We start from the raw sequence: 13,666 nt of genomic DNA, 5'->3' as shown, positions 1-13,666 counted from the left end.
GACTTGGCGTGTCGTCGAAGAGCGACCAGTATGGCCGGGTGAGGGAATTCGATGCTCAGGATGCCGCGGCCAGCGTCTTCGCGCCGCGCGAGGACGACCACAAGTACCGCCGGGGTGTCACGGCGTTCGTGACGGGCTCCACGCACTACCCGGGCGCCGCCGTCCTGGGGACGAGGGCCGCCCTCGCGACCGGGATCGGGATGGTGCGCTACGCCGGGGGCGAGGCGGAGACCAAGGCGGTGCTGTGGCAGAGTCCGGAGGTCGTCGCCGATCTCGCGTCGTTCGATGCGCTTGTCGTCGGGTCCGGAGTGGATCCGAAGGACGTGCGGCGCACCAGCGAGGCGCGGGAAGCGCTCGATCGTGCTCGGGAGCTCGACGCCACGGTCATCGCCGATTCCGGCGCGCTCGGGCAGATCGCCAAGCGCGTGCTGGGAGGCCACCACGTGCGCCGATGCATCCTGACGCCCCATGCGGCCGAGCTCGCCGCCCTCATCACGAAGCTCGAGGACACCGAGGTTCATGCCACAGACGTCATCAAGGAGCCGGAACAGGCTGTCCGCCTCGTGACGGATCGTCTCGGCTGCACGCTCGTGCTCAAGGGGCATCGCACCTACATCGCGGGGGACGGTCCGACGATCGTCGTGGATGCTCCGGGAGCCTGGCTCGCCACGGCGGGGACCGGTGATGTGCTGGCCGGGGCCATGGGTGCGCTGAGCGCCGTCGCCTCGAAGCGAGACGTGGCCGAGCAGCCGGAGCCGCAGCACCTCGCGGGAGCGGCTGTCTGGCTGCACGCGCGAGCTGGCTGGCTGGCGTCGCAGCTGAACGCGGGAAACGCTGAGGCCGCTTCCGCGCTGCTGGCCCCGATCGACGAGCTCACGAGGTTCGGTCCTGGTGCGCCGATCAGGGCGAGCGACGCGACCGCTGCGTTGCCGCGCCTCGTCGGAGCGCTCGTGGCGTCCAAGCTGCGCGCCTGACCTGGGGTAGCTTGTCCCGCATGACTTCGTCGTGGATCGCCCGTCACTGGCCGGGCCCTCTCTCGATCGTGACGCTCTGGCTTGCCTTCGCGGGCGTCCATTACGTGCTGATCCTCGTGAACCTCTACTCGCTCTCGAACCCTATGGGCGACGTGTTCCAGGTCTACCGCGGGTGGGTCGACCAGGCCCAGCTGGGGCAGGTGCCCGGTATCGATACGACGTTCGTGTACCCGCTGCCCTCGCTCCTGCCGATGCTGGTGGCAGACGCGGTCGGAGGGCAGGCGAACTACGGTCTGGGCTGGCTGCTGGTGGTCGCGGCCGGCAACGCCGTGGCGTTCGCGGCGCTGACGCTTTGGCGCCCCTCGTCTCGCGACGCCAGGCTCCGGCAGATCGCCGCCTGGTGGTGGCTCGTGCTCATGGCCCTGCTCGGACCGGTGGCGCTCGGCCGCATCGATGCGGTGAGCGTGCCGATCGCGATCCTCGCGCTGCTGGCGCTTCGGCGTCGTCCCGAGATCGCGGGTGCCCTGCTCACGTTCGGCGCATGGCTCAAGATCTGGCCAGCTGCCGTGTTCGCGGCGGCCTTCATCGTGCTGCGCCACCGACTCTGGCTCGTTGCTGGTGCCGTCGTCGTGTGCGCTGCCGTGCTCATCCCGGCCCTCGCGCTCGGTGGCGGGTCGAACGTGTTCTCCTTCGTGACCGAGCAGACGGGGCGAGGGCTGCAGGTCGAGGCGGTCGCCGCGACCGTGCCGATGTGGCTCGCGTCGATGCAGGTGCCTGGCTACGACGCCTACTACTCGATGGAGATCCTGACCTTCCAGGTCGACGGTCCCGGCACGGAGTTCGTGAGCGCTCTGCTCACGCCGGTGCTTGGCGTGGCCGTGCTCGGCGTGGTGCTGCTCGCACTTGTTTCCAAGCGTCGTGGCATGCCGTTCACGCGCCTGTTCCCGGCCTTGTCGCTCGCGCTCGTGCTCTCGTTCATCGTCTTCAACAAGGTCGGCTCGCCGCAGTTCATCACGTGGCTCGCGCCGGTCATCGTGTTCGGGCTCATCGTCGACGTCAGGCGCTTCGCGCTGCCCGCCGGCATCGCCCTCTGCATCGCCTGGCTCACGCAGATCATCTATCCAGGCAACTACAACTTCGTGACCGATGCCCACTCCGCCGGCGTCGCGCTCCTCGCGGGTCGCAACGGGCTGCTGGTCGTGCTGCTCGTCTGGGCGCTCTGGGCGATGTGGCCGCGCAGCAGGCGAGCTGTGCGCGCGGCTCCGAGCGGCAGCTCGGCGGCTCGCACACCCGCCAGCTCAGCCGTTCGCGAGCATGGAGCGGATGGCGTCGCCGACGTGGTGGATCTCGAGCAGGAACCCGTCGTGGCCGAAGTTCGACCTGATCGTGACGGCTCTGTCGCCTGAGTAGCTGTTCTGCACGCCCGCGGCGATGCGGTGCTGCGTCTCGGGCGGGAAGAGCACGTCCGTCGAGATGCCGATGACCATGGTGGATGCGGTGACGCGCGCGAGCGCGGCATCGAGGCCTCCGCGGTCGCGGCCGACGTTGTGCGAGCTCATGGCCGTCAGCAGCGTGATGTAGCTGTTGGCGTCGAAGCGACGCGTGAAGCGGTTGCCGTGGAAGTCGAGGTAGGACTCGACGGCGTAGCGCCCTTCGTCCTGCTCCGGGCTGAGGTTGGACTGCCAGCTGCGTCCGAAGCGGTCGTCGAGCTCGGTGCCCGACCGGTAGTTGAGCATGGCGAGGCGCCGCGCGAGGGCGAGGCCGCGGTGCGGTCCGAAGCCGGCGGGCTCGTCCGCGTAGTCGCCGCCGTTGAAGTTCGGATCGAGCCTGATGGCGTCGATCTGCAGGGTGTTCTGCGCGATGGTCTGCGCGTCGGACGCCGCAGGTGCGCTCATCACGACGAGCCGCTGCGTGCGGTCGGGGTACATGATGCCCCACTCGAGCGCGTGCATGCCGCCCATGGAGCCGCCGATGACGGCGGCGAACGAGGCGATGCCGAGTTCGTCCGCGAGCAGCGCCTGCGCTCGCACCTGGTCGCGGATCGTGAGCACCGGGAAGGAGGATCCGTACGCGTTCCCGCGAGCATCGAGGCTCGCGGGTCCCGTCGAGCCCTGGCAGCCGCCGAGCATGTTGGGGGCGATCACGAAGTAGCGGTCCGTGTCGAGAGGGGCCCCGGGACCGACGATGCCCGGCCACCAGCCTGCGGTCGGATGCCCGGGCCCGAGCGGCCCCTCCACGTGCGAGTCGCCGGTGAGCGCGTGGAGCACGAGGATCGCGTTCGAGCGGTCGGCGTTGAGCGTGCCCCACGTCTCGTAGGCGAGCCGGATGAGCGGGAGCTCGCCGCCGTGCTCGGGGCTGAACGCCCCGAGCCAGGCGAACTGGCGGTGGCCGACGTCGTCACCGTCGCGCCACGCGCCCGAGGCGGGCGGCCTCAGCGAGACCGCCCGCAATTCGTCGTTCGGAATTCTGCCGCTCGGCGGCGAGATGCCGTGATCTGTCCAGTCCATCAGCGCCAGGCTAGCGGCTACCCCGCGCCTAGGCGCGAAGCGAGTCGAGGGCCTGCGAGAGGTCCGCGATGAGGTCGTCGACGTTCTCGAGGCCGACCGAGAGGCGCACGAGTCCGGGGTTGATGCCGGATGCGAGGAGCTGCTCTGGGGTGAGCTGCGAGTGCGTCGTCGACGGCGGGTGGACGATGAGGCTGCGCACGTCGCCGATGTTTGCGAGGTGGCTGAAGAGCTGCACGCGCTCGACGAGCTTGCGGCCAGCTTCGACGCCGCCGCGGAGCTCGAACGACAGGATGGCACCTGCGCCGTTCGGTGCGTAGCGCTTCGCCAGGGCATTCCAGGGGCTCGTCTCGAGGCCCGCGTAGTTGACGTTCTGCACCTCGGCGTGGCCCTGGAGCCACGACGCGATCGCGGTCGCGTTGGAGACGTGGCGCTCCATGCGGAGGCTCAGCGTCTCGACGCCCTGCAGGATCTGCCAGGACGAAGCGGGTGCGATGGATGCGCCGATGTCGCGCAGCAGCTGCACGCGGGCCTTGGTGTGGAACGCGTTGGCGTTGCCGAGGGCACCCGTGTAGCTGAGGCCGTCGTAGCTCGGGTCGGGCTCGGACAGGCCAGGGAAGCGGTCCTTGTGCTCATCCCAGGGGAAGGTGCCGCCGTCGACGATGACGCCGCCGATCACGGCGCCGTGGCCGCCGAGGAACTTCGTCGCGGAGTGGACGACGATGTCGGCCCCGTGCTCGAAGGGCCGGATGAGGAAGGGGGTGGCGATGGTGTTGTCGACGATGAGGGGCACGCCGACCTCGTGGGCGACCGTGGCGACCGTCTCGATGTCGAGGATGTTGACGGCCGGGTTGCCGATCGTCTCGCCGAAGAACAGCTTCGTGTTGTCCTTCGCCGCTGCCCGCCAGGCGTCTGGGTTGTTCTGGTCCTCGACGAAGGTGACGTCGATGCCGAGCTTCGCGAACGTGTACTTGAAGAGGTTGAACGTGCCGCCGTAGATGGACGTCGAGGACACGATGTGGTCGCCGGCCCCCGCGATGTTCAGGATCGCGAACGTCTCTGCCGCCTGGCCGGAGGCGAGCGCGAGAGCCCCGCTGCCGCCTTCGAGGTCGGCGATGCGCGCCTCGAGCACCGCGGTCGTGGGGTTCGTGATGCGCGTGTAGATGTTCCCGGCGCGCGAGAGCGAGAAGAGATCGGCCGCGTGCTGTGCGTCATCGAACACGTACGAGGTCGTCTGGTAGATCGGGGTGACGACCGCGTTGGTCGTGGGGTCGGGGGCAGAGCCTGCGTGGATCTGCCTGGTCTCGAAGCTCTGGGTCATGGGTAGCCTCCGTGTCGGCCGCGACCCGACTGGACAGTCGGGTGGCACCGAGTGTGGCAGTGGGCGCTGGCGCGGGCAACGGAGCGGGACACAAATCGTCACGCGTGCCAGGCGCGGCGCGCGGCCGCATGCCACGATGGAGGCATGCCTGAAGAACAGAGAACGCGTGTTGTCGTAGTGACGGGAGCGAGCAGCGGGATCGGCCGGTCGACGGTCAGGTCGTTGCGCGCAGAGGGCAGAGTGGTGCTCGCGACTGCGCGCCGTGCCGACCGGCTCGAGGAGCTCGCCGCCGAGACCGGCGCGGAGGTGCTGGCGGGGGACATCACCGATGACGCCTTCGTGGCCGAGCTCCGAGACACCGCGAGCCGGCTCGGAGAGGTCGAGGCCCTGGTCAACGTCGCCGGGGGAGCGTTCGGCACCGAGAGCGTCGAGGAGAGCAGCATCGCCGACTGGCAGCTGATGTTCGAGCTCAACGTCCTCGGCACGAAGCGCGTCATCACGGCGTTCCTGCCGCTGCTGCGTGCATCCGCCGCGAGCAGCACGGACGAGTTCCCACACGCGGACATCGTCACGGTGACCTCCACGGCCGGGCGTGTCATCTACCAGGGCGGTGGCGGCTACGTCGCGACGAAGGCCGCGGAGGCGGCGATGATCGGGGTGCTGCGCCTCGAGCTCGGCGGTGAGCCCATCCGGGTCATCGACATCGCGCCTGGGATGGTGCACACGGAGGAGTTCACGCTCAAGCGGATGCGGGGCGACGGGGCCTCGGCCGACAAGCTCTACGAGGGCGTCGATCATCCGCTCACCGCGGAGGACATCGCGGCGACGATCCAGCTGGCGCTGCACCTTCCCGGTCACGTCAACGTCGACGAGCTCGTCGTGCGTCCGGTGGCGCAGCGGGAGCAGTTCCAGCTGCACCGCGGCCCCCTCGTCATGAAGGGCGCCACGAAGGGGGCCGGCGAGTGAGCATCTTCCTGGTAGGCGGCGGAGACGGTTCAGGGGTCGAGCTCGCGCTCGCCCAGCTCGCGGGCGAGGCTCGAAGCCGCGCCGCCGGAGCGACGCCCGTCATCGCGGTCATCGCGGTCGGGGAGAACCCCGAGCCCGTTGCGGACTGGTTCGCGGACCGACTCCGATCGGTCGACCCTGGCGTCCTGGCGACTCCCGTGCTCGCCCGGAGCACGGCGAGCGGTGAACCGCTCGACGAGATCGATCTCGCCAGCTTCTCGACGGCCCACGGCATCCTCGTCTGCGGAGGCCACACCCCCGCGTATCTCGCCGCACTGGCGCCGCTCGCGACCGATATCCGCCGCCTGGTGGCCAAGGGCGTCTCCTACCTCGGCTACTCGGCTGGCGCCGCCATCGCCGCGGACGAGGCCATCATCGGCGGGTGGCGCATCGGCGGGGTGCCCGTCGCCCCGGAGGAATCCGGCGAGGGACTCGACGAGGTGACGTTCGAGGCTGGCCTCGGGCTGGTCGATCTGACCATCGAGGCGCACGCCGCTCAGTGGGGTCTCGTCGCGCTGTGCGCGGCGAGCATCGAAGCGGGACTCGCGGAGCGCATCCTCGCCGTCGACGAGGACACCGTCCTCAAGGTCGGTGAGGGCGCGCTGGAGATCCTCGGGTCAGGGAGCGTCTGGCAGCTGACCGCGGGGGAGGGCGGCGTCACGGTCTCCTCCAGCCGAGCCTCGGAATGACGGAGCTGCGCGGGCTCGGCGATCTGCATCGGCTCGACCCCGGGTGGGCTCGGGCGCTCGAGCCTGCGACCGGCCGCCTGGAGGAGATCGCGGAGCGGCTGAAGCTGGAGGAGGATGCCGGCCGCGGCTTCCTGCCTGCTCCTGAGCACATCCTTCGGGCATTCGAGGCCCCACTCGACGACGTCCGGGTCCTGATCGTGGGCCAGGACCCGTATCCGACTCCAGGCCATCCCATCGGACTTTCCTTCGCGACCGATCGCCACGTCCGGCCGCTCCCTCGAAGCCTCGCGAACATCTACCGGGAGCTGCACGACGACCTGGGCATCGAAGCGGCCACCACCGGCGATCTCTCGCGGTGGAGCGCGCAGGGAGTCCTCCTCCTGAACCGTGTCCTGACGGTCGGCGCCGGCACGGCGGGCTCGCACCGCGCGTTCGGCTGGCAGTCGGTCACGGATCTGGCGATCGAGGCCCTGGTGGCCCGCCAGCGTCCGCTCGTTGCCATCCTCTGGGGCAAGGACGCGCAGGCCCTCGCCCCGCTGCTCGGCGAGACCCCGACCCTCGTGAGCGCGCACCCGAGCCCGCTCTCCGCCTCCCGCGGCTTCTTCGGCTCCCGCCCGTTCTCGCGGACCAACGAGCTGCTGCGGCAGCAGGGTGCGGATCCGGTCGACTGGCGGGTCGTCGAGACGCCCCAGGGCGCCACGCAGCCACCCCTGTTCTAGGTGCGCCAGACCGAGCGCCACCGACACGAGCATCAGAGAGGCACATCATGAGTCAAGAGCTGCACACCCTCGGCGCCGTCAGGCAGAGGCAGCTGCTCGCGAGCGGCGAGCTCTCGCCGGTGGCGCTCACGAGCGCCTACCTGGCACGTCTGGACGCGGATGGGGGTGCATCCGGAGCCTTCATCACGGTCACCGCGGACCGCGCATTGGAGCGAGCTCGAGCGCTCGAGCGGGAACCCTCGTCCGCATCTCGCCGCGGGGACCGGCACGAGGCTCCGCTCTGGGGGATGCCCTTCGCTGACAAGGACCTCGAACCGCGCGCCGACGTGCCGACCTCCTTCGGCTCGCGTGCCTTCGCCGGGTACGTGCCGGAGGAGAGCTCGCCGCTGGTCGAGACCATGGACGCCGCCGGCGGCATCAGCCTGGGGAAGACGAACACGCCCGAGTTCGGTCTCCCCGCCTACACCGAGAACGCCGTGGCCCCGCCGGCGGTCACCCCGTGGGGTGCCGGGCTCGGGGCCGGCGGCTCCTCGGGAGGCGCGGCGGCGGCTGTCGCAGCCGGCCTCATTCCGTTCGCGCCGGGGTCGGACGGTGGCGGGTCCATCCGCATCCCCGCTTCCGCCTGCGGTCTGGTCGGTCTCAAGCCGAGCCGGGGCCGAGTACCGGATGGGTCGGGCGTCGGCTCTCTCGCGGGGCTCCCCGTCTCGGGCCCCATCGCGAGGAGCACGGCGGATGCCGCGCTCCTGCTCGACGGGATGATCGCCCGGCGCGGGGACGGCAGCCAGGCCGACCGGAGTGCCCTCACGGCACCGGCGGGGGAGCGTTCCTACCTCGACGCCCTGGACGCACCCCTTCAGAAGCTGCGGATCGGCGTCAACTGCTGGTCGCCGTGGTCCACGGAGTACGAGATCGCGCTCGACGACGACGTCGCCGCGGTCTTCGAGGCCGCCAAGGAGCAGCTCTCGCGACTCGGACACGAGCTCGTGCCGGTCACGCCGACGGACGCGCCCGAGTACTTCGACGCATTCCGAACGGTGTGGCAGGCCGGTGCGTCGACGATCCCCCTGGAGGGGCCAGCGCTGGAGACCCTGGAGCCCCTCACCCGGTGGCTCGTCGGCGTCGGACGGACGAAGGGTGCCGCGGAGCTGGCTGCCTCGCTCGCGTCGCTCGCCGCGTTCGAGCGCTCGATCATCCACCAGTACTCGGACGTCGACGTCGTCCTGACCCCGACGCTCGCGATGACGCCTCGGCCGCTCGGCTGGTTCGATGCGGGCGACGGGGAGCGGAACTTCGAGCAGCAGTGCCAGTACACGCCGTACACGTCCTACGTGAACGTCACCGGGCTGCCGGCCATCACCATGCCCGTCGGGTTCGCGAACGGCCTGCCGGCGGGGGTGCAGGCCATCGGTCGGCCGGGCGACGAGGCGACGCTCCTTCGGCTGTCGCTGCAGCTCGAGCGTGAGATCGACTGGCCGAGCAGGTACCCGCCCGCCTGGGATGGCGCGGCGCGTCCCTGAGGCTGCTCAGCTCTTCGATGCGGGGCGTCGGCGGGCCGGGAGGTAGTTGCCGTCCTCGAGTCCCGCCTCGATCTCGTAGCGGTTCTTGAGCGGGTCGAAGCCGGCGAGCCAGTAGAGCGGCGGGAACAGGAAGCCGTAGCGCTTCCACTGCTCGACGTGCACGCGCTCGTGGCGGAACACCCGTTCGCCGACGGTGTCGCGAGTGAGGTAGACCCGGCCGACGCACGTCCCGCCCCGGCGGAACGCCCACTTGGGCAGGCCACTGCAGACGATGAGCCCGTCGTGGTTCTCGACGCGGCCCGTGGAGAGCGGCACGCCGACCGCGAGTCCGACGGCCGTCGCCGCGTGGTAGCCGAGCCGTGACAGCGGCGAATCGAGGAACACGCTCTTCAAGAGGTTCATGGGTGAGGACCTTCGTTCGCTGGTGCGTTGGCGGCTGGAAAGGAGGACGCCGCTGAGACCCGACCGTGTGAGACGGGTCCCAGCGGCGAACGCTTGCGCTGGGAGGCTTAGAAGCTCTGCTCCGGCGCGTCGATGGCGGCAGGTGCGCGCTGGCCCTGCTTGAGCGCGGCGAGCCGGGCCTCGACCTCGGTCAGCTTGCCGAGGTCCTCGAGCTGGTTGAACTGCGAGTCGAGGCTCGAGGTCTGCAGCTCCTGCTGGCCGCGCACGAGCGCCTCCTGCCGGCGGACCTTCTCCTCGAAGCGACCCAGGTCGCTGGTCGGGTCCATCACGTTGATGCTGCCGAGGGCCTCGTTGACCTTCTGCTGCGCCTCAGCCGTCTTGGCGCGGGCCGCGAGCTGGTCGCGCTTCGCGCCGAGCTGGCGGAGCTTCTCGCGCATGCCGTCGAGGCCGCCCTTGAGCTGCTCGACGACCTGCGTCTGGGTGCGGATCTGCGGCTCGGCCGTGCGAGCTTCCGTCTCGGACTCGATCTGGCGCGACAGGGCCACCTTCGCGAGGTTGTCGAACTTCTGCGCGTCGACCTCGTCGTTCGCCGCGCGCAGCTCGTCGGCCTTGCGGCTGGCGGCGAGGGCCTTGTTGCCCCATTCGGACGCGGCCTGGACGTCTTCCCGGTAGTCGTCCTCGAGCATGCGAAGCTGGCCGATGGTCTGCGCGATCGCCGCCTCCGCCTCCTTGATGTTCGAGCTGAAGTCGCGGATGAGCTGGTCGATCATGAGCTGCGGGTCTTCCGCGTTGTCGATGAGCGAGTTGATGTTCGCGCGGACGAGCTGGCTGATTCGTCCGAAGATGGACTGCTTGTTGGACATCGAGTGCTTCCTTTTCGCTGGTGATCCGTGATGAATGGCCGTGATGTGTCGGAGTGATCGTGGAGCGCTGTCTCCGCGCTGGGTGCGCGTCAGCGCCTTCTGCCGCCGCCCGAGGAGCGGAAGCCCCCTCCCGAGGAGCGGAAGCCGCCAGATGAGCGGAAGCCCGACGAGCCGCCGCTCGATCGGCGGCCAGAGCCGCCGCCCCACGAGCTGCCGCCGCCCCAGGAGCTTCGGCTGGAGGAGCCGCTGTTGCTGATGAGACCGCCGAGGATACCGCCCAGGAGTCCGGAGTTGAAGCTGCTGTTGGAGTTCGAACCCGAGGACACACCCCAGCTCTGCTCGTAGCCGCTGCGCTGCATCTGCACCTGGCTTCTCGCCTGCTCTGTGGCCCGCTCGGCGAGGCTGATGGCGCTCTTGGCGCGCTGCATCGCCTCTTCAGGCTGGGTGGCCGCGAGCTGCTCCGCCGTGCGGAGCTCGGTCTCCGCCTGCTGGATTCGCGCGCGCGGCTCGCTCTCCACGGCACCTCGACGTGCGTCGATGAACTGGAGTCCGCCCGTGACGGCGGAGCGAGCCTGGGCGAGGGCGACGTCGAGCTGTCTGCGCAGCCCCGCCAGGCGCTCGTGCTCCTGGAGGAGCGACGCGATCGCTGCGTCGAGGGCCTCGTCCGCCTCCCTGAGGCCTCCGAGCGTCCTGAGCGGATCTGCGGCCGAGGCGCTGCCGGAGCGGGCCCTGGCGATCGCCTCCTGGGCGGTGGCCTGCGCCGCGGCGGCAGCTGCTGCGACATCCGGCTGCAGCGACGCCTGTTGGACGAGCTGGGTGCTGCGCGCGAGACCGGCCTCCAGCTCGCCGATCTCCTGGCGGATGAGCTGCTCCGCGTTCTCGAGGTCGCTGGCGGCGGCGCCGATGGAGCCCAGAACCGAGGTCACCTGCGAGAGCGCGAGCTGCGCGTCGCCGATATCGACGGCGGCTGGCCCCGTCCGTCCTTCGCGGAGACCGCTGTCTGCGTTCTGCGTCTCGGTGCGCGCGAGCGCAAGCAGCTCGCGAGCGTGGCTGGTCGAGTCGTCGACCGTGGAGAGCGCCTGCGGGCTGTAGCGGGCGCGGAGCGCCGTCAGCTGGGACTCGGCGCCCTGCATCTGTCCTTCGAGTCGGTCGAGTTCGCCGCGGACCTGCCTGAGCAGCTCTGGCGCGTTGCGCTCCATGTCCCGGAGCTTCTCGAAGCGCGCTGCCTGTTCGGCGACGCGCTGCTCTGCCAGGTTCACGAAACCGAGGATGGCCTCGTTCATCTGCATCTGGGCTGGCAGCGGCTCTGGTTCGGTGTCGAGATACTGGCCTTGGACGCCGAACGCACGACGCAGCTGCTGGCGGGCATCCGCCACCGCTGCCCGGTACTCGGCAACCGGCTCGGGTCCGAACTGCGCCTCGGCGAAGCTGACCTCCTGGTCGGCGGAGTTCACCAGGTTGTCGACCCTGACGAGCTCGCCGGCCGCGCGCTGCCCGAGCTGCTCGAGTTGCGCCTTCTGCTCGGCCTCCGTCGCCTGCTGGCCCTTCTTCTTCTTGCGCCGAGCGCTGAGCACGACGAAGAGGATGATCAGGGCGACCACGACGATGAACCCGCCAACGAAGAGGAAGATCGTGCCGACGGCGGCACCCGTCACGAGTTCGCCGCCGCCCGCGCCGCCGCTGGTCGTGCCGGTACCGGTGAGCTCCTGGCGGATCGAGTCCGCCGCCGAGATAGCGGCCTGACCGTACTGCCCGGAGTCGAGGTTCGGGGCGATCGACTGCGTCTCGATGTCGCGCAGGGCACCGTCGCCCAGGGGGAACGCGCTGTCGGTGTTGAGTCCGAAGTCGAGCTGGTCGACACCGACGTACAGGATGACGGCCTCGGAGCCGAGGTCGTTGGCCGAAGCGAACTCGCTGGCCCAGTCGAACCCAGAGCTCGGGTTGGAGAAGCGATCGACGATCGCGAAGTACATCGTGTAGTCGGTCTCGGCCTCGAGTGTCGATATCGCCTGCTCGATATCGGAGGTGTCGCCGGTGACGAGCCCATTCGGGTCGAAGATGTGGCCCTGCGGCGAGCCGGGGCTCTCGGCCGGGGCTATGTCGGTGGAGGAGCCGGAGGAAGTGATCGGAGAGACCTCGGCGGATGCTGGCGCACTCGTTCCGAGGAGTGCTGCGGCAGCGATGCCGAGCAGAGCGAGCGCACGACGCACGGAGACCCCTTTCTGGCCGGTCATCGGCCTTCTCCGTAACGCTAGCGGGGTGTAGCCGTGAAGAACGTGATTGTTGTGCGCGTGGTGACGCCACGAGTGAACAGGCGGCGAACAGCGCCTGTCGCAGGTGAGCGCTTGGTGACGATCCGGCGTCGATGTGTGATTCCACATGGAGTTCCGTAGAATTGTCGCGCACCGGACAAGCACTCCTTGTCCGGTTTTCACATGAGACACCGGAGGTTCAACGTGCGAAGTGAAGATGTACGCACCAAGCGTTTTAACGCGCTGAAGTTCGACGGATGCTACGACGTCCGAGAGGTCGACCAGTTCCTCGACCAAGCCGCCGCCGCGCTCGAGGCGTACGAGAGGGGCCTGCGGGAGCAGGCGCAGCTCGTCAGGTCCCACGAGGTCGAGGCCGTCAAGTTCACGTCCCGCGTCTACGAGCGCGGCTACTCCGCCCAGGAGGTGGATGTCTTCCTCGAGCAGCTCGCGGAGGCGCTCGGCAGCTACGAGACAGAGTCCGGCGCCGAGGGGCTCGCGCAGCGCTGAGCGACAGGCGCGCCTCAGGAGGGCTTGTTAGGCTGGCCTAACTCACCCCGAACGAGGAGCCCACAACCGTGACAGACGTCGTTACCCAGAAGCCCCGCAAGCGGGGACCCACCGTCCGCCTGAGTGTGGAGCGCACCGAGCGGCTCAGTCGCTCGCTGGTCCGGGTCCACTTCCTCGGGGCAGACCTCGACGACTTCGACCTCGAGCACGCCGACACCTACCTGAAGCTGCACTTCGGCGGAGGCGTCGGCGAGCTCGAGCTGCCGTTCGATCTCCAAGAGCTCCGCGCGACGCTTCCCACCGAGCAGGTCCCCGTCCGGCGCACCTACACGGTTCGCGGGATCGACCGCGCGAGCGGCACGGTCTCCGTCGACTTCGTCGTCCATGGCGACGCAGGTGTCGCCGGCCCGTGGGCTCGCGACGCGAAGCCGGGCGACGTCATCGTGGCCACGACACCGCACGGTGCCTACTCGCCGCTCCCCGAGAGCGACTGGCATCTCATCTGCGGTGACGAGTCCGCACTCCCGGCGATCGCCCGAACCCTCGAAGCGCTCCCCGAGGACGCGAAGGGCGCGGTCCTCGTGGAGGTAGCCGGGGAGGAGGACCACATCGAGCTCGCGGCCCCGACGGGGGTCAGCGTCCAGTGGCTCCACCGAGGCGAGCATGGCGGGTTCGACCAACAGCTGATCGCGGCAGCCGTCGAGGACCTGGCGTTCCCTGATGGGCTCGTGCAGGTCTTCGCACACGGCGAGCGCGAGCAGATGAAGCGACTCAGGAAGATCTTCTCCGCCCGTGGCGTCGAGCGCTCGCAGCTCTCCCTCTCCGGCTACTGGGCCGCAGGACGCACGGAAGACGCCTTCCAGAGCGAGAAGCGCGAGCCCGTCGGCCAGATCTTCTGATCCGGCGAGCTCGC

General features: G+C 69.7%; 13 protein-coding genes. 8 read left to right on the top strand and 5 right to left on the bottom strand.

Going from position 1 to position 13,666, the window contains the following annotated elements; genetic code table 11:
* The first annotated feature begins 38 nt into the window (after window positions 1-38).
* Window positions 39-974: an ADP/ATP-dependent (S)-NAD(P)H-hydrate dehydratase gene (locus tag C5B99_RS09685; RefSeq protein WP_181064979.1), complete on the top strand. Its 936-nt coding sequence runs from the start codon at window positions 39-41 to the stop codon at window positions 972-974.
* Between the two features lie 20 nt (window positions 975-994).
* The gene (locus C5B99_RS09680; RefSeq protein WP_104241523.1) at window positions 995-2,380 is read left to right on the top strand and encodes a glycosyltransferase 87 family protein; all 1,386 of its coding nucleotides are present in this window, start codon (window positions 995-997) and stop codon (window positions 2,378-2,380) included.
* On the opposite strand, the gene C5B99_RS09675 is transcribed toward C5B99_RS09680, so the two are convergent.
* Together C5B99_RS09675 and C5B99_RS09670 are read right to left on the bottom strand one after the other, a co-directional pair.
* Window positions 2,273-3,481 carry a homoserine O-acetyltransferase gene (locus tag C5B99_RS09675; protein WP_104241522.1) on the bottom strand — a complete coding sequence of 403 codons (1,209 nt, stop codon included), beginning with the start codon at window positions 3,479-3,481 and terminating at the stop codon, window positions 2,273-2,275. The genes C5B99_RS09680 and C5B99_RS09675 overlap by 108 nt on opposite strands.
* A 28-nt stretch (window positions 3,482-3,509) precedes the next feature.
* On the bottom strand, window positions 3,510-4,799 hold the full coding sequence (locus C5B99_RS09670; RefSeq protein ID WP_104241521.1) for a bifunctional o-acetylhomoserine/o-acetylserine sulfhydrylase: 1,290 nt from the start codon (window positions 4,797-4,799) through the stop codon (window positions 3,510-3,512).
* 144 nt (window positions 4,800-4,943) lie between these two features.
* On the opposite strand from C5B99_RS09670, the gene C5B99_RS09665 reads away from it, so the two are divergent.
* The 4 genes from C5B99_RS09665 to C5B99_RS09650 are packed head-to-tail and all read left to right on the top strand — an operon-like array spanning window position 4,944 to window position 8,729.
* Window positions 4,944-5,765 carry an SDR family oxidoreductase gene (locus tag C5B99_RS09665; RefSeq protein WP_104241520.1) on the top strand — a complete coding sequence of 274 codons (822 nt, stop codon included), beginning with the start codon at window positions 4,944-4,946 and terminating at the stop codon, window positions 5,763-5,765.
* Window positions 5,762-6,493, top strand: a complete 732-nt coding sequence (locus C5B99_RS09660; RefSeq protein ID WP_104241519.1) for a Type 1 glutamine amidotransferase-like domain-containing protein — start codon at window positions 5,762-5,764, stop codon at window positions 6,491-6,493. Before C5B99_RS09665 ends, C5B99_RS09660 begins: the two co-directional genes overlap by 4 nt.
* Window positions 6,490-7,212, top strand: coding sequence for a uracil-DNA glycosylase (locus C5B99_RS09655; protein ID WP_104241518.1), 723 nt, complete (start codon window positions 6,490-6,492; stop codon window positions 7,210-7,212). The genes C5B99_RS09660 and C5B99_RS09655 overlap by 4 nt, the downstream gene beginning before the upstream one ends.
* Window positions 7,213-7,259: 47 nt before the next feature.
* Window positions 7,260-8,729, top strand: coding sequence for an amidase (locus tag C5B99_RS09650; RefSeq protein WP_104241517.1), 1,470 nt, complete (start codon window positions 7,260-7,262; stop codon window positions 8,727-8,729).
* Window positions 8,730-8,735: 6 nt separating this feature from the next.
* Here C5B99_RS09650 and C5B99_RS09645 read toward each other — a convergent pair whose 3' ends face one another.
* The 3 genes from C5B99_RS09645 to C5B99_RS09635 all read right to left on the bottom strand — a co-directional run bounded on the left by C5B99_RS09645 (window position 8,736) and on the right by C5B99_RS09635 (window position 12,228).
* Window positions 8,736-9,131 carry a Fe-S oxidoreductase gene (locus C5B99_RS09645; RefSeq protein ID WP_104241516.1) on the bottom strand — a complete coding sequence of 132 codons (396 nt, stop codon included), beginning with the start codon at window positions 9,129-9,131 and terminating at the stop codon, window positions 8,736-8,738.
* Window positions 9,132-9,238: 107 nt separating this feature from the next.
* A complete protein-coding gene (locus C5B99_RS09640) occupies window positions 9,239-9,994 on the bottom strand; it encodes a PspA/IM30 family protein (protein WP_104241515.1) in 756 nt (251 codons plus the stop codon).
* Window positions 9,995-10,083: 89 nt separating this feature from the next.
* A complete protein-coding gene (locus C5B99_RS09635) occupies window positions 10,084-12,228 on the bottom strand; it encodes a TPM domain-containing protein (RefSeq protein WP_181064978.1) in 2,145 nt (714 codons plus the stop codon).
* A 222-nt stretch (window positions 12,229-12,450) separates the two neighbouring features.
* Between C5B99_RS09635 and C5B99_RS09630 the strand changes: the two genes are divergently transcribed.
* Entirely contained in the window at window positions 12,451-12,753 is a 303-nt protein-coding gene (locus C5B99_RS09630) for a DivIVA domain-containing protein (RefSeq protein ID WP_181062988.1), read from the top strand.
* Window positions 12,754-12,821: 68 nt separating this feature from the next.
* A complete protein-coding gene (locus tag C5B99_RS09625; protein WP_104241512.1) occupies window positions 12,822-13,652 on the top strand; it encodes a siderophore-interacting protein in 831 nt (276 codons plus the stop codon).
* The last annotated feature ends 14 nt before the right edge of the window (window positions 13,653-13,666 follow it).

The sequence above is a fragment of the Pseudoclavibacter sp. Z016 genome, assembly GCF_002931215.1.
Taxonomy (GTDB): domain Bacteria; phylum Actinomycetota; class Actinomycetes; order Actinomycetales; family Microbacteriaceae; genus Pseudoclavibacter.
The sequence above is the reverse complement of the archived record's forward strand: the minus strand, read 5'-3'. Positions and strand labels throughout refer to the sequence as shown.

Excerpts from the sequence above, each read along its gene's own strand:
- C5B99_RS09640 (WP_104241515.1), bottom strand. The coding sequence starts at position 9,994 with ATGTCCAACAAGCAGTCCATCTTCGGACGAATCAGCCAGCTCGTCCGC.
- C5B99_RS09670 (WP_104241521.1), bottom strand. The coding sequence starts at position 4,799 with ATGACCCAGAGCTTCGAGACCAGGCAGATCCACGCAGGCTCTGCCCCC.
- C5B99_RS09650 (WP_104241517.1), top strand. The coding sequence starts at position 7,260 with ATGAGTCAAGAGCTGCACACCCTCGGCGCCGTCAGGCAGAGGCAGCTG.
- C5B99_RS09680 (WP_104241523.1), top strand. The coding sequence starts at position 995 with ATGACTTCGTCGTGGATCGCCCGTCACTGGCCGGGCCCTCTCTCGATC.
- C5B99_RS09635 (WP_181064978.1), bottom strand. The coding sequence starts at position 12,228 with ATGACCGGCCAGAAAGGGGTCTCCGTGCGTCGTGCGCTCGCTCTGCTC.
- C5B99_RS09655 (WP_104241518.1), top strand. The coding sequence starts at position 6,490 with ATGACGGAGCTGCGCGGGCTCGGCGATCTGCATCGGCTCGACCCCGGG.
- C5B99_RS09645 (WP_104241516.1), bottom strand. The coding sequence starts at position 9,131 with ATGAACCTCTTGAAGAGCGTGTTCCTCGATTCGCCGCTGTCACGGCTC.
- C5B99_RS09675 (WP_104241522.1), bottom strand. The coding sequence starts at position 3,481 with ATGGACTGGACAGATCACGGCATCTCGCCGCCGAGCGGCAGAATTCCG.
- C5B99_RS09665 (WP_104241520.1), top strand. The coding sequence starts at position 4,944 with ATGCCTGAAGAACAGAGAACGCGTGTTGTCGTAGTGACGGGAGCGAGC.